The sequence below is a fragment of the Chromobacterium sp. Beijing genome (genome assembly GCF_021496765.1).
GTDB lineage: Bacteria > Pseudomonadota > Gammaproteobacteria > Burkholderiales > Chromobacteriaceae > Chromobacterium.
This window is the reverse complement of the sequence record NZ_CP053750.1, coordinates 1,355,043-1,374,948: the sequence shown is the minus strand read 5'-3', so window position 1 is coordinate 1,374,948 and position 19,906 is coordinate 1,355,043. Positions and strand designations below refer to the sequence as shown.

Here is a 19,906-nt window from a genome sequence, read left to right as displayed (position 1 = left end):
TATGGAAGCAGACGAAAACGGTGTTGGACCCGCGGTTCCACAGGCTTGCATGATATCCGAAACCACGGGAGCGCAATCTTGATACCTGATACCGCGATAGACACGGTGGAGACCATTCTGGTCGATCTGCCCACCATCCGCCCGCACCAGCTGTCGGTGGCCACCCTGCGCGGCCAGACGCTGGCCCTGGTCCGCATCCGCTGCCGCGACGGACAAGAAGGCTGGGGCGAGGCCACCACCATAGGCGGGCTGCAATACGGCGAAGAAAGCCCGGAAAGCGTCAAGACCAATATCGACTGTTACCTGGCGCCGCTGCTGCTGGGCGAGGACGCCCGCGACTTCGGCCGCCTGCTGGGCAAGCTGCGCCGCGGCGCCCGCGGCAACCGCTTCGCCAAGTGCGCGCTGGAAACCGCCTTGCTGGACATCCAGGCGCGGCGGCTGGAAGTGCCGCTGAGCGAGCTGCTGGGCGGCCGGGTGCGCGACAGCCTGCCGGTGGCCTGGACCCTGGCCAGCGGCGACACCGGCCGCGACATCGCCGAGGCCGAGGCCATGCTGGAGCGGCGCCGCCACCGCGCGTTCAAGCTGAAGATAGGCTTGCGCGCGCCGGAAGACGACGTTGCCCATGTGCTGGCGATACGCCGCGCGCTGGACGGCCGCGCCGGCGTGCGCGTCGACGTCAACCAGGCCTGGAGCGAGATGCAGGCCGAGCGCGCCATCGCCCGGCTGCAGGACGGCGGCGTGGAGCTGATCGAACAGCCGGTACCGCGCGAACACCCGGCGGCGCTGGCCCGGCTGGCGCGGCGCTTCGAGGTGCCCATCATGGCGGACGAATCCCTGCACGGCCCGGCGGACGCCAATCAACTGGCGCGCCGGGACGCCGCCGACGTGTTCGCGGTGAAGATAGCGCAGTCCGGCGGCCTGTTCGCCGCGCGCCAGGTGGCCGAGATCGCCGCCGTCAACGGCCTGGGCCTCTACGGCGGCACCATGCTGGAAGGCGGCATCGGCACCATCGCCTCGGCCCAGTTGTTCTCCACCTTCGAACGGCTGGACTGGGGCAGCGAGCTGTTCGGCCCGCTGCTGCTGACCGAGGAATTGCTGAGCGAGCCGCTCTGCTACCGCGATTTCGAACTGCAACTGCCGTCCGGCCCCGGCCTGGGCGTGCGCCCGGACCCGGACAAGCTGGCGGCCCTGCGCCGCGACCGGACCGCGCCGCGCCTGCACGCGGTCTGATACCCGACCTCCCAAGGAGACCACCATGCTGTTTCATGTGGAAATGCAAGTACAACTGCCGCACGACCTGGACCCGGAACGGGCGGCGGCCTTGAAGCTGGACGAGCGCGAACGCGCGCAAGCGCTGCAACGCAGCGGCCAATGGCGCCATCTATGGAGGCTCAGCGGCCAGTACGCCAACATCAGCGTATTCGACGTCGCCGACGCCGAAGAACTGCACCAATTGCTGTCCAGCCTGCCGCTGTTTCCCTTCATGCGCATCGAGGTCAGGCCCTTGAACCGGCATCCGTCCAGCATCCACGCCGACGACCGCTAGGCGCCCGCTTTAGCGGTCCACTGCGGCGGCGGCAAAACACAAGACCCCCGCCCCGCCCGTCAACAAAGGAGAAACACCATGGAACGCGCCGAAATCGACGCCCTGCTGCAACGCTTCGACCAAACCGCCACCGAGCAGGCCAATCCGCGCACCCGCGCCATCGTCAACCGCTTGATGCGCGAGCTGTGCTACGCGATCGAGGACTTCGACATCCAGCCGTCGGAGTTCTGGAGCGCGGTGGAGCTGTTGGCCGACGCCGGCCGCAGCGGCGAGCTGGGCCTGATCGTGCCCGGGCTCGGGCTGGAACACTTCCTGGACCTGCGCGCCGACGAGGCCGAACGCAAGGCCGGCCTGCTCGGCGGCACGCCGCGCACCATAGAGGGGCCGCTCTACGTGGCCGGCGCGCCGCTGTGCGAATGCGAGGCGCGGCTGGACGACGGCAAGGACGACGGCGAGCCCTTGTTCATGCGCGGCCAGGTGCGGGACGACGCCGGCCGGCCGGTGCCGCACGCGCTGGTGGAGGTATGGCACGCCAACAGCCAGGGCAATTACTCCTACTTTGATAAAACCCAGAGCGATTTCAATCTGCGCCGCGGCATCCGCGCCGACGAGCAAGGCCGCTACCGCTTCCGCAGCATCATGCCCTGTGGCTACAGCGTGCCGCCGGGCGGCGCCACCGACCGTCTGCTGCGGCAGCTGGGCCGTCACGGCCACCGTCCGGCCCACGTGCATTTCTTCGTGTCCGCGCCGGGCTTCCGCAAGCTGACCACCCAGATCAACATCCAGGACGATCCGCATCTGTGGGACGACTTCGCCTTCGGCACGCGCGACGGGCTGGTGCCGGACGTCCAGCGCGTCAGCGCACCGGAAGAACTGCGCCAGAGCGGCGTGGGCAAGCCTTTCGCCCGCATCGAGTTCAACTTCACCCTGCACCGCGAAGCGGCTCCGGCCCCCTCCACCGAGGTCAGCCGCGCCCGCGCCCAGGCCTGATGGACCAAGGCTGATGGACTGATTGAAACCGCGGCCCGCCGCCCGGCGCGGCGGGCCCGCCGGAACGCAGAACCTGTTCAAGGACATTACGATGAGCACAACCTTCCGCACCACGGCGCAATGGCGCAGCTTCGTCGGCGGCTGCCTGGACTTCCGCCCGGACGACGGCGTCTACCGCATCGCCCGCGACATGTTCACCGACGCTCAGCTGTTCGAGCTGGAGATGGAGCTGATCTTCGAGAAAGTCTGGATCTACGCCTGTCACGAAAGCGAAATCGCCGAGCCCAACGACTTCATCACCCTGCAGGCCGGCCGCCAGCCGCTGATCGTCAGCCGCGACGCCAACGGCGGCCTGCACGCGCTGGTCAACGCCTGCCAGCACCGCGGCGCCACCCTGGTGCGCCAGTGCAAGGGCAATCAATCCACCTTCACCTGCCCCTTCCACGCCTGGTGCTACAAGAACGACGGCCGCCTGCTCAAGGTCAAGGCCCCGGGCGAATACCCGGCGGACTTCGACAAGGCCGGCCGATCGCTGAAACAGGCGCGCGTCGCCAGCTACAAGGGCTTCGTCTTCGTCAGCCTGGACGCGGACGGCGCGGACGCGCTGGAAGACTATCTGGGCGACGCCAAGGTCTTTTTCGACATGATGGTGGCGCAATCCCCCAGCGGCGAGCTGGAAGTGCTGCCCGGCAAATCCAGCTACACCTACGACGGCAACTGGAAGCTGCAAAACGAAAACGGCCTGGACGGCTACCACGTCAGCACCGTGCATTACAACTACGTGGCCACGGTGCAGCACCGCCAGGAAGTCAGCCGCCAACAAGGCGAGGCGCAGGCCGCCACGCTGGACTACAGCAAGCTGGGCGCCGGCGATGCCGCCACCGACGACGGCTGGTTCTCCTTCCCCAACGGCCACAGTCTGTTGTTCAGCGACATGCCCAACCCCGCGGTGCGGCCCGGCTACGCCGGCATCATGCCGCGGCTGGTGGCCGAACACGGCCAGGCCAAGGCGGAATGGATGATGCACCGGCTGCGCAATCTCAACATCTACCCCAGCCTGTTCTTCATGGACCAGATCAGCTCCCAGCTGCGCATCATCCGCCCGCTGGCCTGGAACAAGACCCTGGTGCAAAGCCAATGCCTGGGCGTCAAGGGCGAATCCGCCGCCGACCGCGAAAACCGCATCCGCCAGTTCGAGGACTTCTTCAATGTGTCCGGCATGGGCACGCCGGACGATCTGACCGAGTTCCGCGAGGCCCAGCGCGGCTTCCAGGGGCGGCTGGAGCGCTGGAGCGACATCTCGCGCGGCCACCCGCGCTGGCAGACCGGCGCCACGCCCAATAGCCTGACCCTGGGCATCCGCCCCTGCCTGACCGGGACCGAAATCACCCATGAGGGCCTGTACGTCAACCAGCACAGCGCCTGGCGGCAATGCCTGCTGCAAGGGCTGGAGCGGCGCGCCGCCGCCGAGGAGGCCGAGCAATGAATATCGAACTGCATTATCAGGTGGAGCAGTTTCTCTACCGCCACGCCGAGCGCTGCGACAGCCAGGACTGGGACGCCTACCTGGCCGATTACGCGCCGGACTGCGAATACCACGTGCCGCAATGGGACGCCGAGCATGTGTACACCACCGACCCCAAGCGCGAGATGTCGCTGATCTACTACGCCAGCCGCGCCGGCCTGGAAGACCGGGTATTCCGCATCCGCACCGGCAAATCCGCCGCCTGCAACCCGATGCCGCGCACCTTGCACCAGTTGGCCAATCTCCGCGTGGAACGCGGCGCGGACGGGCTGGTGGAGGCGCGCGTCAACTGGGCCACCTTCTACACCCGCTTTGGCGAGACCCGCTATTTTTACGGCCGCGCCGCGTACACGCTGGCGCGAAACGGCGACGGCTGGCTGATCCGGCGTCAGCATGTGCTCTTGCTGAACGATACCGTCAACGCGGTGTTGGACTTCTACCATCTTTGAATCGGAAAGCGCCGATATGCATCAAGTGGCTTTGAATTTTCTCGATGGCAGAACGCTATTTCTGGAAACGCGGCCGGGGGAATTGCTGCTGGACGCCGCGCTGCGCCAGGGCATCAAGATCCCGATGGACTGCCGCGAGGGCGTGTGCGCCACCTGCCGCGGCCGCTGCGACCGCGGCGACTACAGCCAGGACTATGTCGACCCCGAGGCGCTGTCCGCGGAGGAGTTGGCAGAACGCAGCGTGCTGTCCTGCCAGACCCGGGTGCTGTCGGACGCGGCCTTTTCCTTCGACTTCGACTCCAGCCTGTGCCGCGGCGCGCCGGCCGCCCGTCTCAGCGCCGTGGTCAGCCGGGTGGAGCCGGTGTCGGACAGCTGCGCCGTGCTGTGCCTGGACGCCTCCGCCGCAGCAGGCGCGCTGTCCTTCCTGCCCGGCCAGTACGCCAGGCTGCGCGTGCCCGGCGGCGAGCAGTGGCGCGCCTACTCCTTCGCCCACGCCCCCGGCGCGGACAAGCAGCTACGCTTTCTGGTGCGGCTGCTGCCGGACGGCGCGATGAGCAATTATCTGCGCGACGGCTGGCGGACCGGCGACCGCATCGAGCTGGAGGCGCCGCTGGGCAGCTTCTATCTGCGCCACATCGACAAGCCGGTGCTGATGCTGGCCGGCGGCACCGGCCTGTCCGCCTTTCTCGGCATGCTGGATCAATTGGCGGAACAAGGCGGCTGCGGCCAGCCGGTGACGCTGTACTACGGCGTCAACCGCGAAGGCGATCTGTGCGAGCTGCCGCGCTTGCGCGGCCTGGCCGAACGGCTGCCCGGCTTTGTCTGGCACCCGGTGGTGACGGCGCCGGGAGAGAATTGGAGCGGCAAGCGCGGGCTGATCCCGGATCATCTGGACGCGGACGCGCTGCGCGCGCGGGCCGCCGACATCTATCTCTGCGGCCCGCCGCCGATGGTGGACGCGATGCGCGACTGGCTGCGCCGTCACGGCTGCGAGCGCCTCAAGCTCTATCTGGAGAAGTTCGCCGACAGCGGCGGCTGAACGGCGGCCAGGGCCCGGGACGGGGATGCGCCCCGGGCTCCCGCCCGTCCCGCCTATTTCTTCATGAAGGGCGCGAAGAAGGCTTCCGGCATTTCCGTGGGGAAGCCCTTGGCGTCGCTGGGGCGCAGGTCGGACATGTCCGGCTGGAAGTCGTAAGTCTTCTGCCGGCGCTGCTGGTCCTGGTGCACCGCCACCTGCTTGTCCACCGCGGACTTGATCGCCGTCATGTGATCCAGCATCTGACGGCCTACGTCCTGCACATTGCCTATCATATTGCTGGCGTTGCTGCCGGAGGCGGTGGACATGCCCGGCACCGAGTTCATGAACGGCTCCGCCATGGAGCCGCCGGCGCTCTGGCCGTACTGGTGGGCGGCGCTGCACGCCTTGAGGATTTCCGCCGGGTTGATCATGTTTTCTGCGGCCTTGGTCATGGTGTTTCCTTTCAGTGGGTCATGGAATGAAGCAAACGGCGGCAATGCTGCCCGGGACCGGCCGCGCCGGCCCCGGAGCCGTTGTCAGCCGCCTTGCGGACAACGGAAGGACTGGATCAGCCCGGACCACAGCGGCGACGGCGAGGACAGCGACTGCCACTCGATGCGCACCGAACCCAGGCTGCCCTGGTACAGACGCTCGCGGCGGTCCGCGGTCCCGCCCACGCCGCGGCCGGCGTCGAAGAAGCGGAACAGCGCCCACGGCCCGTCGTATTGCAGGGTGTTGACCCGGCCGTCCACCGACTTCATCTGCAGCCGTATCGCCAGCTTCTGGCTCTGGCCGTTCCAGTCGATGCGCTGCGGCGTGGTGGCGCCGTGGGCGAAGCGCAGGGTCTGGCCGGCCAGATCCAGTTGCACCTCGGCCAATTGCGGGTCCATGTCCAGGAAGCGCAAGACCGTGGGCACGCGCAAGCGTCCGCCGTCGTCCAGCATCGCGTCGCGGATGCGGCTGGCGCTCTCGTAAGCGCCTATCACGTCCGGGCTCAGCAGCGCCTGCTTGCCGCCGTCCACGCTGCGCGCCTTCCACGGCGTGACCGAGGTGTCGACATAGGCGGCCAGATGCTCGCGGAAATACACCGCCATCGCGCCCTGCGGCGCGAACAGCCGCTCAAAGCCTTCCACGCTGGCGTCCGCGCCGGCGCCGCGGCGGAAGGGATAGCGTCCGGTCAGGCCCTGGTCGCAGGCGCTGCGGGTGGCGCCGGCCGCCCCCTTGTTCAGCACCGCCTGGGTCTGGCTGGAGGTGGCGGCGCTGCCGTTGTTGATCAGGTCCAGCATGATGCCGCGCACCGGTTCCGGCTGCAGGCCGGCGTCGCCGCGCAGCTTGGTGAACACATCGTATTGCGCCGGCAGCACCTGGCCGGTTTGCAGCGCGCCGTTGACCAGGCCCAGCTGGCGGTACAGCGAATCGAACAGCCGCGCCAGCGGATTGCTGCCGCTGTTGTCGTTCCTCTCCAATTGCTTGGCGATCTGGCGCAAGGACTGGAAGTGCTCCTCCACCGCGTGTTCCGGCAGCAAGGTGGTCCGGTAGCGCTCGCCGTTGATCTCGCCCACCAGCGAGCGGCGGCTTTTCTCCAGCCGCGCCTTCTGGCGGTCTATCCAGCTGTCCATGCCGCCGTCGTAGTTGCCGGTCAGCATGGTTTCGCGTCCGGCGAAGCGCAGCAGATTGGCCAGCGGGGACTGCGAGTTCATCATCGACGCCGCCAGTTGAGCGGCGTCGTCGAGGCCGGTGACGGAGCGCACGCTGACATTGGCCAGAAAGCTTTGCCAGGCGGTGATGTAGTCCTGCAGATACTGGTTGCGGGCGCTGTCGGCCAGCTTCTGCACCAGGCTGTCGATTTCAAAGCCGTTGCCGCGCAGCGGTTCGTTGCGCAGCACCCAGCTCTGCTCCTCCAGCATGGCGCGGGCGCTGGTCTCCAGCCGCGGCAGGAAGGCGTCGACATAGCCGGCGCGGGTGTACCAGCCGGAAACGGCGCTGTCGGTGTCCGGCACGTTGTTGCGCATGCGCAAGCTCATCGCGGAGCCGAAGCCGGCCGCGCGCGCCAGCGAGATGTCCTGAATCTGCGCCGGCAGGCCCTGCTCCCGCACATGGTTGAGCACCCGGGTCACCACCGGAATCTGCGAGGCGCGGGCGCGGGCCGTCTGCACCAGATTGGCGTCCTCCGGCGCCGCCGGCAGGCCGGGCAGCGCGATCAGCGCGCGCGCGTCGGCGATCAGCATGCGCCGGTCCTCGTCGTTGTACTGGCCTTCGGACAACGCCTCCCAGCGGCCGGCGATCCAGCGCTCCACCGCGTCGGCGGAGCGGTATTGCGGCCGGCACAGCATCAAGTAAACCTTGAGCGTCAGGAAGATGTCGCCGGGGCTGCCCTCGGTCTGCGCCAGCAAGGTGCGCTTCACCTCGTTGTACAGCTCCGGCATCAGCGTTTTCTGCAGATGGCGGTGATAGGTGGCGGTGGCGGTTTCGGCCACGCGGCGGTGCTCGAAATACGGGGTTCTCATCCCGCGCTCGGCGCTTTCCGCCTGAGCCTGGGCGTAACGCATCTGCGCGGCCACCGCCAGCAGCGGCGATCCGGCGCTGGGCGCGCTGCCGGCCTGTTCCCGCGCCAGCGTCTTGCCCTCGCTGAACTGGGCCCAGACGTATTCCAGATAGTTGCGCTCGGCGAAATAGCCCCAGGCCACCCAGACCAGCAGGCCCAGCGCCAAGGCCGGCAAGGCCGCCCAGCGCAGCGCGTTCAGCAAGCGGCGCTTGCGCGAGGGCGGCGCGGGCGGGGCCGGCCGTTCCCGCGCCTGGCGTTCGGCCGCGCTCAGGTTCTGCTCCATCAACTGCCGTTCCACCGCCACCTGGCGCAGCAAGGGCGTCCACAGCTCGCCCAGCGGCCGCGTCGCCGGTTCCGGTCCGTCGATTTCGATGTCGGCCACTTCCGCCACCGAGCCCAGCCACAGGCCGCGCAGATGAGCCGCGTCCTCGTCGCCGTCGCGGGCGAACAGCGGCGGCAGCAGGCCCTGCAAGGCCTGGCGCAGCCGGCCCAGCGCCTCCACGAAGCGCAGTTGGGCGTGGTTGGCCTCCACCTCGCCGGCCAGGGGCGCGGCGAACTGCACCTGGCGCTGCACTCTTTGCTCCAGGCTGTGCAAGGCCGGCGCCCAGGCGCCGGCGGCGTCCGCGCCGGCTTCCAGCGGCAGCGGGAAGCCGATGCCGCGCGCCCAACGCTCCGGCCGCATCTGGTTCAGCATCGCCAGCGCGCCGTCCAGCCGGTCCGCCCCGGTCAGGGCCAGGTAAACATTGGGGGTGCGGCCCAGGCCGTCGCGCAGCTTGAGCAGGCGCTGGCGCAAGGTGGCGGCCATTTGCTGACGGCGTTTGGACGCCATGGAAATCAAATCGTCGCCGCCCACGCACAGCACCACGCCGCTGACGCTGACCTTATCGCGCAGGGCCGCCAAGCCGGCCAGCAGCTTGTCCCAGGCGGCGGAGGCTTCCTGATCGTAGCCTTCGCCGACATTCCACTGGCCCTGGGTGTCCAGCCACACCGCGTCCGAAGACAGGCGGAAATCCAGGCCCAGGCCCTGCCCTATCGCCGTCGCCGGCGCCGCGCCGTCGCGCAGCGTCCAGGACAGCAGGCTGCTTTTGCCGCTGCCGGCGGCGCCCAAGAGCAGATAGCACGGCAGCGGCGCGCCGCCGCGGCGGCTCAGCTGGCGTTCCAGTTGCTGCAAGGTGTCGCTGATATAGTCCGGCGGGCCGGGGTCCGGCTCCGGTTCCGGCGCGGGTTTGGGCGCGCGTCGGAAGGCGCGCGGCGCGGCGGTCAGCCGGCCCCACAGCCAGCTCAGCAGCGGCCAAAATCCCCAGATCAGCGCCGCCGCCACCAGGATGTGCCGCAGCAAGGCCCAGCCCAGCGGCCGGTAGACGCCGATGGAGATCAGCGGGCCTATCCACCAGATCGCCAGCGCGATCAAAAGCGCGATCAAGACGCGCATGCTTTGCCGGATCATGGTTGTTGCTCCTTATAGCCGGGCTCCAGCGGGCTGGGGCCGTTGGCGATGCCGACGCCCGGGGCCAGCGCCAGCGGGGCCGGCGTCTGAGCGTTTTGACCGGGCGACGGGACGGCGGCCGCCGCGCCCTTGGCCGCGTCCGCCACTTTCCACAACACGTCGACGCGACGGTTGCGCTCATAGGCGGCCGGCGTTTGCGCCGCGTCCAGCGGCGCGCTGTCGCCGCGGCCGGAGGAATCGATGCGCCGCGCCACCGCGTTGTCGGGCGCTTGCGCGCCGCCGGGAATCGCGGTCTGGCGCAGAGTGTCCGCCACCGAGCGAGCGCGCGCCTCGGACAGGCGCTGATTGCTGGGGAAGGCGCTGGTCTGGATCGGCTGGCGGTCGGTATGGCCTATCACCTCCAGATCGCCCGGCCACGGCGCGAAAGCCTGGCCCAGCCGTTCGATGTTTTTCTGGAAGGAAGCCCTCACCTCGGCCTTGCCCACGTCGAAGGCGCCATCGCTGCGGAAGACCAGCAGCCAGCCTTGCGGATGCTTATAGGCCACCAGCCAGCCTTCGGACAGCAGCTGCGGCAGCGGCGGCGGCAAAGTGGTGGCCAGATTGATGCTGCGCAAGGGCGGGGTCCAGGCTGCCAGCGCTTCGCGTATCGGCCGGCCCAGCAGGTCCAGGCTGATATTGGCCGCGCCGTAGGCCAGCGCCACCACGCCCAGCGCGATGGCGCCGCCGCGCAGCGGGGTCAGCCAGCGCTGGCGCGGCGGGGCTTCGGGTTCCGGCGGCGGCGGCGGGGGCGGCGGCGCGATCAATTCCGCGCCCAGCGGCTCCGGCTCCCGCTGACGCCAGATCGCCGCGTGCAGCTGCGAGCGCAAGTCCTGCAGCAGCGCCTCGCCGCGATCCAGCACCCGGTAACGGCCTTGCCAGCCCAGGGCCAGCACCAGTTCGTACAGCTCCAGCAAGGGGGTGGGCGACGGCTCGTGGCGCAGCCAGCGCTGCAGGTCGGCGAAGGCGTCTTCCCCGCCCCAGGCGTCGTCGTGGAACTCCACCAGCAGGCTGCGCTCGCCGTCGTAGGGCTGCTGGCCGGCGCCGCGCGCCGCGTCGTTGCAGACCTCGTCCAGATAGGTGCACAGCAGGTAGGAAGCGTCCTGGGCCTGTTGCCACTCGCAGCCGGAGGCCGCCAGGCGTTCGCGGTAGAGCTTGAGTTCCAGGCCCAGCTGGGCGCGGATCTGCGCCTGGCTCTCCGCCGCGCCGCCTTGCAGCCGCTGCAATTGCAGCACCGCCGGCAAGGCGTGGGAGATGAAGGGATTGTCCCATTGCGCCTGTTGCAGGCCGGCCTTGAGCAGGCCGCCGCGCGCGCCGGAGCGCTGATAGATCACCGGCGCGTCGTCGGGCTCGGCCTGCGCCCTGCCCGCGCCCGCCGTCGGCGGCGCGGCGGGCGGCAGCGCCAGCGGCAAGGCGTCCAGCGTCTCAGGCTCCGGCTGGGCGTCCAGCGTGGACACTTGCTGGCCCGGCATCAGCAGCGGCAGGTTTTCCAGCCGGCTGCGCATCGCGCCTTCCAGCATGCCGCTGTTCAGGTGCGCGGTGGAGGCCCGGCGAAAGATGGAGGAAAAATTATGCAGCAGATTCATTTAGGTTCACTCTTTCGGCTATTGGGTTTTGAACCTGTTTTACGGTCCCGCGAGCACGCGCTGCAGGCTGCAAACTGGTTCTAAGCAACCTTGCCTTCGCGCAACCCCCAAGCCTCAAACCTCAAGTCCTGGAAGTCCCCGACGATGCGCAGCGCCAGCGCCGAGCCGGCGAAGGCCTGCGCCCAGAACGGGTCGCTGGATTCCACTTCGAAATACACGCTCTGCGCGTAGTACGGCACCTGGCGCGGCGGATTGGGCGCGGGGATCAGGCGCGCGCCCGGCAATTGCAGGTCCACCAGTTTCTGGATCTGCTCCACCGCGCCCAGCTTGGCCTGCTGCGGCAGCAATTGGCGCAGCTTGTCCGCCGGCATCGCCGCGGAGAAGGCGAACACCATCTTCTGCAGCTTCCACTGGCGGTCCACCACGCAGACGTGGACCTGGTCGCCGCGGTCCTCGAACTTCAGCGGCAGCACCGGGGTTTCGATCACCCTGGCCAGCGCGTAGCGCAAGGTGGCGGCCAGCGGCTCGAACCCGGCTTGCAGGTCGTTGTGCTGATAGACGAACTGCCGCTCGGCCAGGGCCTCGTCCACGCCGGGCAGCACGCTGAGGCGGCCCAACAGGCCGATCAGCTCCTGGAACAACAAGGCCGGCGGCAGCGGGTCGAAGGCGTCCAGGTGGGCCAGCCGCATCCGGTATTCGGCGATGCCCTGGCGCAGCATCAGCTCCACCAGATCGGCCAGGCCGCCGCCGGCGGACAGCAGGCGCAAGCCGGCGCTGCCGGCCAGCCGCACTTGCAGCGTGCTTTGCAATTCCTCGATCAGCGCGCGCAGCGTCTGGTGGGCGCGGCTGTCCAGCAGCGGCGGGATGAAGCGCGGGTCCAGCAGCAGGGTCAGCGCGCTGCTGCGCCCGGCCACCCGGGCGAAGGGCAAGGCGGTTTCATCGGCGCGCAATTGCGATTGCCAGCACAGCCGCGTCATCATGCGGCCGGTTTCCAGCGTCAGCCGCCGCGGCGAGCCCGGCGCGTCCAGGCCCACGCTGAGGTCGGGCACTTCGGTGGCGGCGGCGTGGTAGCGCGCGGCGGCCGGCGCGTCGCCGAAGGCCATTTCCGGGCCGCCGCAGCCGGCGGCCGGCAAAGCCAGGCAGGCGATGTCGCCGGCCTGGGCCTCCGAGGTGTCCAGCGGCGCCGGCAAGGGGTCGTGCGCCGGCAGCGCGAACGGGGTGCCGTCCGGCAGCACGCCTTCGGCGGCGCGCAGGCCCAGCCGGCCCAGGCCCAGGCCGTCGCTGTCCACGTCCAGCCGGAAAAAGCCCCAGCCGTGGTTGGAGGTCTGGCGCATCCGCAGGCCGAACTGATGGGCCAGATGGCGTTCCTGCTGCTGAAAATGCTGGGTTTCTATCAACATGCCGTCGCTCCAGGCGACGGGTCCTACCGGCAAAGCGCTCATGGGCTTTCCTCCAGATGGGCGATGGGCGCCTTGCGCGTTTTGCGCCAAGGCTTGCGGCCGGGCTTGGCCGGCGGCGGCGACGCGGCGGGCGCCGCCGCGGAGGCGTCCGCCGGCAAGGGGGCGGGCCGCAGCGCGTCGACGATGCGGCTGCGCTCCAGCAGCACCGCCAGATGGATCAGCTGGCGGCCGTCCACCCGGATGCGCAGCGGCGCGTAGCCGGGCGGCTTGCTGGCGAAGTCCGCGTCCGCCAGCAGCCAGACCGGGTCCGAGCCGGAGGCCGGCAGCAGCACTTGCTGCACCTGATTGGGCGCCACCACGTGGCGGGATTCGGCCGCCACTTCGCGGCCGCGCTGGGCGCAGCTGGAATCCTCCAGCCCGGCCGGCGGCAGCCAGTTGGCCTCCCGCACCACGTACAGGCAGACCTGCACCGGCCGCGGGCCGCCGCCGCTGTTGTTCAGCTGGCCGCCGCCCACCAGGGTGACGTGCAGCTGGCGCGGCCCCTCGTCGCTCCGCGAGGAGAACAGCGAGGAGCAGCCCGCCAGGCCGGCCAGCGCGCACAGCAGCAGCGCGCGCCGGACAAAGGAGAAGGAGGTCATTAGCTCAAGGTCATGGTGATGGTCTGAGAAGGAGCCACCGTCTGCCCGGCGGTGTTCTGGTTATTGGGCAGATTGGTGTCGGTCAGCCGCGTCTGCGGCGCGCCCTGGATCAGCACCTTGCCGGAGCCGGTCACGTGGCGGGACAACGCCGCCACGGTGCCGGAAGCCACGCCGCCCATCGAACCGCCCTCGTCGCCGTGGGTCATCGGGATGATGGTGTTGAGGTTGTGCACCGGGCCGCCGGCGTAAATGATGGTCGGCACATTGGGCACCGCCTCCGGCTTGTTGGCGATATTGGCGTAGGTGGACGGAATCCCCAGCGGCGGGGTCTTGCAGACGTCGGAGGCCGCCAGGGCCATGCCGCCCGCGGAACAATTGGCGAACATCGCGATTCTCCTCAAGCTACGTGAATCTGGCCGGCGTCCAGCTTCAACAGCGAAGCCGAACTCAGCGCCGTGCTCTTGGCGTGCAGCCCCATGTGGCGGTCCGCGTGCAGCAGCAGGCTGCCGCAGTGCGCGGCGTCGGTGCCGCCGATATGGGTCTGCCGCTCCTGTGCCGCGGTGGCGATGGCCTGGGCGCGGCTGTTGAGCTGCCGGCCGTTCAGGCTCAGTTCGCCGTCGGCGCACAGATGCAGCTCGGCGGCGTGCAGCTGCACGCTGGCCGCGCCCAGTTCCAGCCGGCAGACGCCGCCCGGCTGCGGGCGCTCCAGCACGGCCAGCACCCAGCACCCCTCTTCCGACGCAGCCAATTGCACCAGATCGCCGCGCTGCGGCCTCACCAGGCAGCTGAAGGCGGCGCGCGCCTGGCGCAGCGCGCCGGTCGGCAGCCGGACCAGCCATTCGCCGTCTCCCTCGCCTTGGGCGCACACCCGCGCCGGCAGCCATTCCTGGCTGGGGCGCGGCGTCGGCGCGGCCACGCGCAGCGCGCGCAGCACCGGATCGGATTCGGCCGGGGTTTCAGCCCAGGCCAGGGCGCTCTCTTGCATCCATGTCATCATGCGGCTCCTCTAGGTCCGGGCTGCGCCTGTTGCCGCCAGGCCCGGTCTTGCTCAAGTTTGCTATCGTCGAACAGCGCGCCGGCGGTGTCCGCCGCGCTCCATGCGCCGCGCGGCTGGCCTATCAGCCTGCCGCCGCGGCAATCGCAGCCGGACAGCTTCACCGACTGCAGCGCGGCGCCGCTGGCGTCCAGCCCGCGCAAATTGGCGCCGGACAGATTGACCTGTTCCAGCCGCGCCTGCCGCAGCGACAGCCGCGGCGCGCTCAATTGCTCGAAGGCGCAGTCCTCCAGCCGCGCGCCGTCGAACAGGGCCTGCTCCAGATCGGCCTCGCGCGCTTGCACCCGCCGCAGCCGGGCCTGGTCGAAACTGGCGCCGGCAAGACGGCTGGCGCGGATGGCGCCGCCGTTCCAGACGCTGTGCGACCAGGCCGCCTGGCGCAGCTCGCAGTGGTCCAGCGCCATATGCTCCAGCTCGCAATCTATCCAGCGCGCGTTCAGGCCCCGGCAGGCGCTCAGCGCCACGCGCCGCGCCCGGCTCTGGCCGTGGATGAAGTTGCGCAGCTCCGCGCCTTCCACGCTGAAACCGTCCAGCTGATTGCGGATCCAGGCGCTGTCCGACCAGCGCCCGCCCTGCAACTGCCACTCGCGCAGCCGGCAATCGACGAAGGAGCCGTGCGCGCTGCGCACATCGCTCAGCCGCCAATCGGCCGCGTCCAGCTCCACGCAGGAAAAGTCGCGCTGCCGCCCGCCGCGCCATTGGGCCCCGGACGCGCTCACCCGCTGCCAGCCCACCCGTTCCAGCTCGCATTCGTCCCAAACGCAGTCGATGAACTGGCTGTCGGCGCAGCCCAGCTCGCGCCAGACGCAGCGTTCGAAACGGTTGGCCTCGAAACGGCAGTTGACGAAGCGGACCTCCTCGAAGCGGCACCGCTGCCAGTGAACGCCTTCGAAACGGCAGTCGATGTAGACGGCGCGGTTCAGCGTCGCCGCCGGCGGCGCGTCGAAACGCAGCCCCTCCACCACCGCCGGCAACTGTCCGGCCAGCTCCCGCAAGACCTCCTCTCCCGCCGCGCTCATGGCGCCCTCCTCGGCCAGTCCTGGCGTCCGGTTTCCAGATTGCCTCTCCAGCCGCCGCCGGACGGCGGCCGCATCCAGGCGGTTTTGGCGTCGATCAGATTGCAGCCCTCCATCCGGCTGTCCTCCAGGCTTGCGCCGTAGAACAGCGCGTCCTTCAAGGCGCAGGCCTCGAAGCGGGCGCGCGTCAGATCGGCGTGGGTGGCGTTGAGGCCGTCCAGCGCGCAGCCCCGCCACAGCGAATCCGGCGCCCGCAGCCGCTGAGCGTGCAGCTGCGGGCAGGCGCAGTGCTCCATCCGCAGCTGCGCCGCGTCCAGTTCCTGCCAGCTGCACGACAGCAGTTCGCAGTCTTCCAGCCGCGCCTGGCGCAGCGAGCTGCCGTGCGACACCACGCCGAAGCGTTGCTGGCAGCGCTGCCAGACGCTGGCGGACAAATCGGTGTCCAGCGCGCTGAACTTCAGCAGCCGGCATTGCCGCCAGCCGCTGCGCGGCAGCTGGCATTCCACCAGTCCCAGGCCGTCGGCCTGCAGTCCGGTGAAGCGCCAGTCCTCGGCGCGCACCCGGCACCAATTGACCTGATCCCAGCGCAGCTGGCCGATCCGGCCGCCGGCGCCGCCCTCGCCCTGCACGGTGACCGCGCGCCAGGCGCCGCCGTTGACCGCGATGTCGTCCAGCCGGCAATCCTCTATGCCCAGCTGCGCCAGCTCCACGCCGTTCCAGACGCTGGCGCCCAGATTGCAGCGGTTCAAGCCGCCGCCGCTCCAGCGCACCGCTTCCAGCACGGCGCCGGCCAGCGAGCAATCGACGAACTGCACCTGCTCCAGCCGGCATTGCCGCCAGCGGCCGTGATCCAGCTTGCAGCGTTCGAAGCGGACCTGGTTCAGTTCGCGGCCGTCGATGACCAGGCCGCTCAGATCGGCGTCGCGTATGGTCAGCTCGCTCCAGGGGCCGCGCTCGCTTTGCAGCCGCGCGCGCCAGTCTTCCTCGTCGGCCGCCGCCTGCGGCAGGCCGGCCAAGGCGTTTTCATTGGCGCGGACAAAGGACTGCAGCCGGCTTTGCGCCGCCTGCGCCTCGCGCAAATCCTCGCGGTTCTGTTCCAGCCGCGCGCGGATCTCGGCGCGATCGCGCGGCGGCGGCGCGAAGCGCGGATGGTCGGCGGAGTCCAGGATCTGTTCCCAGACCCAGCCGCGCGCGGGATCCGGCATCAGCGCGTGATCGGCCAGCAAGAGCGGGTCCTGGTCGTCCAGCCGCGCGCGGCGCTCGGCGAAGGCGGCAAGCTCCGCCGGCCGCTCCGGCTCGGCGGCGTCCTTGAAGCCCAGCGCCAGCCGGCCGACGCTGTCGTCCAGCACGTAATCCAGCGGCAGGAAGCCGTTCCACCACATCACCCCCAGATCCGCGTCCGGCAGCAGCCATACGGTTTGCAGCCTCAGTTCCGGGCGCTCGTCCAGCGGGCCGTCGCCGCGCCCGGCCAGCAGCAGCGGCCGCAGGGCCGGCAAGCGGCCCTGAAGCTCGCCGCCGCGAAAACCGCTGAGCGCGTACGGCGCTTGCGCCGGCCAGCAAGCTTGCTCCGACCATTGGTCCGGCGCCGCCTGCTGGAAGAAGCGCAGATCGGTGGCCGCCGGCCAGCCCATATGGCTGCCGTCCTCCGCCATTGCCTGCGGCGAGCCGGCGAAGCGCGGCTGCCATTGGCGGCGTTCCGGCCAGTCGCTGCCCAGCGGCCCCATCGCCGCCAGCGGCGCCGGGCTCACGCTCAGGCCGCGGACCCGTTGCAAGGGCGGGGCCGCGTGGCGTTGGCCGAAAGGGTTTTCGCCCTGCAGGCCGGCGGCGGCCTGACGCGGGTCCAGCGCCAGGCTGGCCTCGGCGCGGCCGCCGTCCACGCGCGGCCGCGCCCGGCAACTCGCGATCTTGCGCACGCCGCCCAGCTCGGCCTCGGCCAGCCAGTCCAGCGCGCCGGCGCCGGCCGCCGGGCCGCGATAATGCGCGCTGCCCAGCAACAGCCATTCGGCGCGCAGCTTGGGCATGGCCGGCTCGAACAGCGGCAGCGCCGGCTCCGCGGCCTTGATCGCCTCCCAGCACGCGGCCTCGTGCGCCAGGATGAAGGGATCGCTCAGGCGGAAGCCGACGCCGACGCCGACGCGCAACATGGCTTGAGCGCCGATCTGGGTGCGCGACGAGGACACGAGCGCCGCCTGGGGTTTGATATGACGCAAGGGCATCAGCTTTTGACCTCCATGCCGACTTTTTTCAGATCCACGCCGGTGTCCGAGTAGGACGCGCCGGTGTAGGAGTATTTGAAACCGGTGGTGGAGTTGCTGAAGCCGGTGCTGCTGACCTCAGACCCCACCGAACTGATGCTGGAACCGGTGGTGGACATCTTGCTGCCCACCGCCTTGGTCTCGGAACCCGTCATCGAGGTATCGCTGCCCACCAACTTGACCGAAGCGCCGGTGGTGGACACCGAACAGCCGGTGACGCCGACGTCGGACCCGGTGGTGGACATCTTGCTGCCGGTCACGCTGGTGGACGAGCCGGTGGTGGACATCGAGGTGCCGGTGATGCTGACCGAGGAACCGGTGTCCGACATCGAGGTGCCGGTCACGCTCTTGGAGGTGCCGGTCACCGACATCTTGCTGCCGGTGACGCTGGTGGAGGTGCCGGTATAAGAGGACGACACCCCGGTCATGCTCTGCGACATGCCGGTGGCCGACACGCTGGTGCCGGTCATCGAGGTGGAAATGCCGGTCATGCCCTGCGAGGTGCCGGTCACCGAGGTGCGCGTGCCGGTCAGGCTGGTGGACACGCCGGTAAAACCGGTGGACACCCCGGTGAAACCGGTGGAAATGCCGGTGAAGCTGGTGGAGACGCCGGTAAAACCGGTGGACACCCCGGTAAAGCCGGTGGAGACGCCGGTGAAGCTGGTGGACGCCCCGGTGAAACTGGTGGACAGGCCGGTGAAGCTGGTGGATACCCCGGTGAAGCTGACCGACAGGCCGGTGAAGGACACCGACACCCCGGTGAACTTGATCGACGCGCCGGTGACCGAGGTCGACGTGCCTTTCACATCGATGTTCTGGTCCTGGCCCACCGCCTCCGAGCTGTTGCGCTCGGTGGTCTGCTGCATGTCCCGCTCGGCGTGCACCATCACCCGCTCCGCGCCGCGCTGGTCGTCGAAGGTGATCTGACTGGCGTTGCTGTAACGGCCCTGCTTCAAGGAGCGCGTGACCAGACCGGTGTAGCGGATGTCTTTCGGCAGGTCGTAAGGCGTCGGATTGTCGCCGTTGTAGACAATGCCGGTGATCATCGGCCGGTCCAGATCGCCGTCCACATAGGTGACCAGCACCTCCTGGCCCACCCGCGGCATGGCCAGCACGCCCCAGCCCTTGCCGGCCCAGGCTTGCGACACCCGGATCCAGCACGAGGCGTCTTCTTCCTGGGTCTTGTAACGGTCCCAGTGGAAGTGCACGCGGATGCGGCCCAGCTTATCGGTATGCACTTCCGCGTTCACCGGCCCCACCACGGTGGCGCTCTGGATGCCGGGCAGGATGGGCTTGGCCGTCAGCCGCAGCGGCCGGAACGGACGGTCGTCCGCCATCGCCCGGAACACGGCCATCACATTGCGGCCCTGGCCGCTGCTGTCCGGCCCGTCCTGCAAGAAAGTCAGCTGGCTGGCGGTCACGTAGTAGCGGCGGTTGCGCGCCGCGTCCGGGTGGCCGTCCAGCTTGAAGGCGCCGCCGGTGGCCAGGCCGCGGGCGTTGGCGGTGCCGGTGAGCTGGTGGGAATCCGCCTGCAAGGCCTCCAGCCGCAGCCGCGCCAGCCGGTCGCCGCCGGCCTGATCGCTATAGCCGGCGCCGTAGTCGTAATGCTCCAGCCGGATGCCGTCCAGGCTGGCTTGCGCCTCCTGGGCGTCGCTGTCCAGCCGGTTGGACGGCGCGTGGTAGTCGAAATCGCGCAGCGCGACATTGGTCGGCCGTACCCGCCGCCCGCGTTGCAGCCGCTGCACGCCTTCGCGGCCCGGCACCGGACGGAATTCGTCGCCGTCCGGCAGGAAACGCAGCAGGCCGTAGCCGGCGGCCAGATCGTCGAAACGCTGGGTGTCGGACAGCACCACCACATGACGCTCCGGCTGGTGCTCGATCCAGAAGTAAATGCCCTCGTCCTCCAGCAGCCGCTTGACGAAGTTGAGGTCGGTCTCCAGGAACTGCACGCAGTATTCTCGCGGCTCGTAAGCGTGCTCCAGCTCGAAACGGAAGTCCGGCCGCTGATGCTCGCCGAAGACCTGCTCGACGATCTGCGGCACCGTCAGCTGCTGGAACACGCGGCAGTTCTGGTTCTCCGCCAGGAAGGACAGCCAGCTGCCCAGCTCCAGCGTGTAGGTGTAGCTGTCCTGGGTCTGGCCGCTGTCGTAGCCGCCCAGCACCTGGCAATGGAAAGGCCGGACGCCCTCGTCGCCCAGGTCGATGTCCACCGTCAGCCGCGAGCCGAGCAGCCCGTCCAGGTCCAGCGCCGGGTCGGCGCAGGCGATGTCGAGCTGGTAACTGGGCTCCTGCGACAGGCGTTCGTCCGCCTTGAAGCTCAACGCGACGCTGTCCGCGTCCAGCAAGGGCTGTGCAGTTCGATCAAGCGCATCTCCGCTCTCCTTTCCCGTGTCCAAGCCTG

General features: G+C 69.5%; 16 protein-coding genes. 6 read left to right on the top strand and 10 right to left on the bottom strand.

The features are described 5' to 3' along the window. The first annotated feature begins 78 nt into the window (after positions 1-78). The 6 genes from HQN78_RS06540 (at position 79) to antC (ending at position 5,549) form a co-directional block, all read left to right on the top strand. Complete coding sequence (locus HQN78_RS06540) at positions 79-1,230, top strand: muconate/chloromuconate family cycloisomerase (protein WP_256477411.1); 1,152 nt, start codon at positions 79-81, stop codon at positions 1,228-1,230. Positions 1,231-1,255: 25 nt separating this feature from the next. Beyond that, on the top strand, positions 1,256-1,546 hold the full coding sequence (catC, locus tag HQN78_RS06535; RefSeq protein ID WP_107800049.1) for a muconolactone Delta-isomerase: 291 nt from the start codon (positions 1,256-1,258) through the stop codon (positions 1,544-1,546). A 78-nt stretch (positions 1,547-1,624) separates the two neighbouring features. Beyond that, the gene (catA, locus tag HQN78_RS06530; protein ID WP_235088627.1) at positions 1,625-2,536 is read left to right on the top strand and encodes a catechol 1,2-dioxygenase; all 912 of its coding nucleotides are present in this window, start codon (positions 1,625-1,627) and stop codon (positions 2,534-2,536) included. A 91-nt stretch (positions 2,537-2,627) separates the two neighbouring features. Then, positions 2,628-4,022, top strand: a complete 1,395-nt coding sequence (antA, locus tag HQN78_RS06525) for an anthranilate 1,2-dioxygenase large subunit (RefSeq protein ID WP_231461658.1) — start codon at positions 2,628-2,630, stop codon at positions 4,020-4,022. Further along, entirely contained in the window at positions 4,019-4,510 is a 492-nt protein-coding gene (gene antB / locus HQN78_RS06520) for an anthranilate 1,2-dioxygenase small subunit (RefSeq protein ID WP_227108449.1), read from the top strand. Before antA ends, antB begins: the two co-directional genes overlap by 4 nt. 16 nt (positions 4,511-4,526) lie before the next feature. Further along, the gene (antC, locus tag HQN78_RS06515) at positions 4,527-5,549 is read left to right on the top strand and encodes an anthranilate 1,2-dioxygenase electron transfer component AntC (protein WP_235088626.1); all 1,023 of its coding nucleotides are present in this window, start codon (positions 4,527-4,529) and stop codon (positions 5,547-5,549) included. Between the two features lie 53 nt (positions 5,550-5,602). Here antC and HQN78_RS06510 read toward each other — a convergent pair whose 3' ends face one another. From HQN78_RS06510 to HQN78_RS06460, 10 genes are all read right to left on the bottom strand, one after another. Next, on the bottom strand, positions 5,603-5,980 hold the full coding sequence (locus tag HQN78_RS06510; protein ID WP_199225904.1) for a DUF6277 family protein: 378 nt from the start codon (positions 5,978-5,980) through the stop codon (positions 5,603-5,605). 84 nt (positions 5,981-6,064) lie between these two features. Further along, the gene (tssM, locus tag HQN78_RS06505; protein WP_235088625.1) at positions 6,065-9,520 is read right to left on the bottom strand and encodes a type VI secretion system membrane subunit TssM; all 3,456 of its coding nucleotides are present in this window, start codon (positions 9,518-9,520) and stop codon (positions 6,065-6,067) included. Further along, a complete protein-coding gene (gene icmH / locus HQN78_RS25685) occupies positions 9,517-11,142 on the bottom strand; it encodes a type IVB secretion system protein IcmH/DotU (RefSeq protein WP_304502842.1) in 1,626 nt (541 codons plus the stop codon). Before icmH ends, tssM begins: the two co-directional genes overlap by 4 nt. Positions 11,143-11,222: 80 nt before the next feature. Then, positions 11,223-12,584 carry a type VI secretion system baseplate subunit TssK gene (gene tssK, locus HQN78_RS06490; protein WP_235088624.1) on the bottom strand — a complete coding sequence of 454 codons (1,362 nt, stop codon included), beginning with the start codon at positions 12,582-12,584 and terminating at the stop codon, positions 11,223-11,225. Beyond that, positions 12,581-13,180: a type VI secretion lipoprotein TssJ gene (locus tag HQN78_RS06485; RefSeq protein WP_107800057.1), complete on the bottom strand. Its 600-nt coding sequence runs from the start codon at positions 13,178-13,180 to the stop codon at positions 12,581-12,583. Before HQN78_RS06485 ends, tssK begins: the two co-directional genes overlap by 4 nt. Beyond that, complete coding sequence (locus HQN78_RS06480) at positions 13,180-13,566, bottom strand: DUF4150 domain-containing protein (RefSeq protein WP_043593253.1); 387 nt, start codon at positions 13,564-13,566, stop codon at positions 13,180-13,182. Before HQN78_RS06480 ends, HQN78_RS06485 begins: the two co-directional genes overlap by 1 nt. Before the next feature lie 11 nt (positions 13,567-13,577). Continuing rightward, the gene (locus HQN78_RS06475) at positions 13,578-14,165 is read right to left on the bottom strand and encodes a DUF3540 domain-containing protein (protein ID WP_235088623.1); all 588 of its coding nucleotides are present in this window, start codon (positions 14,163-14,165) and stop codon (positions 13,578-13,580) included. 8 nt (positions 14,166-14,173) lie between these two features. After that, positions 14,174-15,253 carry a pentapeptide repeat-containing protein gene (locus tag HQN78_RS06470; protein ID WP_235088622.1) on the bottom strand — a complete coding sequence of 360 codons (1,080 nt, stop codon included), beginning with the start codon at positions 15,251-15,253 and terminating at the stop codon, positions 14,174-14,176. Then, positions 15,250-17,466: a DUF2169 domain-containing protein gene (locus HQN78_RS06465; protein ID WP_227108456.1), complete on the bottom strand. Its 2,217-nt coding sequence runs from the start codon at positions 17,464-17,466 to the stop codon at positions 15,250-15,252. Before HQN78_RS06465 ends, HQN78_RS06470 begins: the two co-directional genes overlap by 4 nt. Beyond that, positions 17,466-19,901 carry a type VI secretion system Vgr family protein gene (locus HQN78_RS06460; RefSeq protein ID WP_235088620.1) on the bottom strand — a complete coding sequence of 812 codons (2,436 nt, stop codon included), beginning with the start codon at positions 19,899-19,901 and terminating at the stop codon, positions 17,466-17,468. The genes HQN78_RS06465 and HQN78_RS06460 overlap by 1 nt, the downstream gene beginning before the upstream one ends. Between the last annotated feature and the right edge of the window lie 5 nt (positions 19,902-19,906).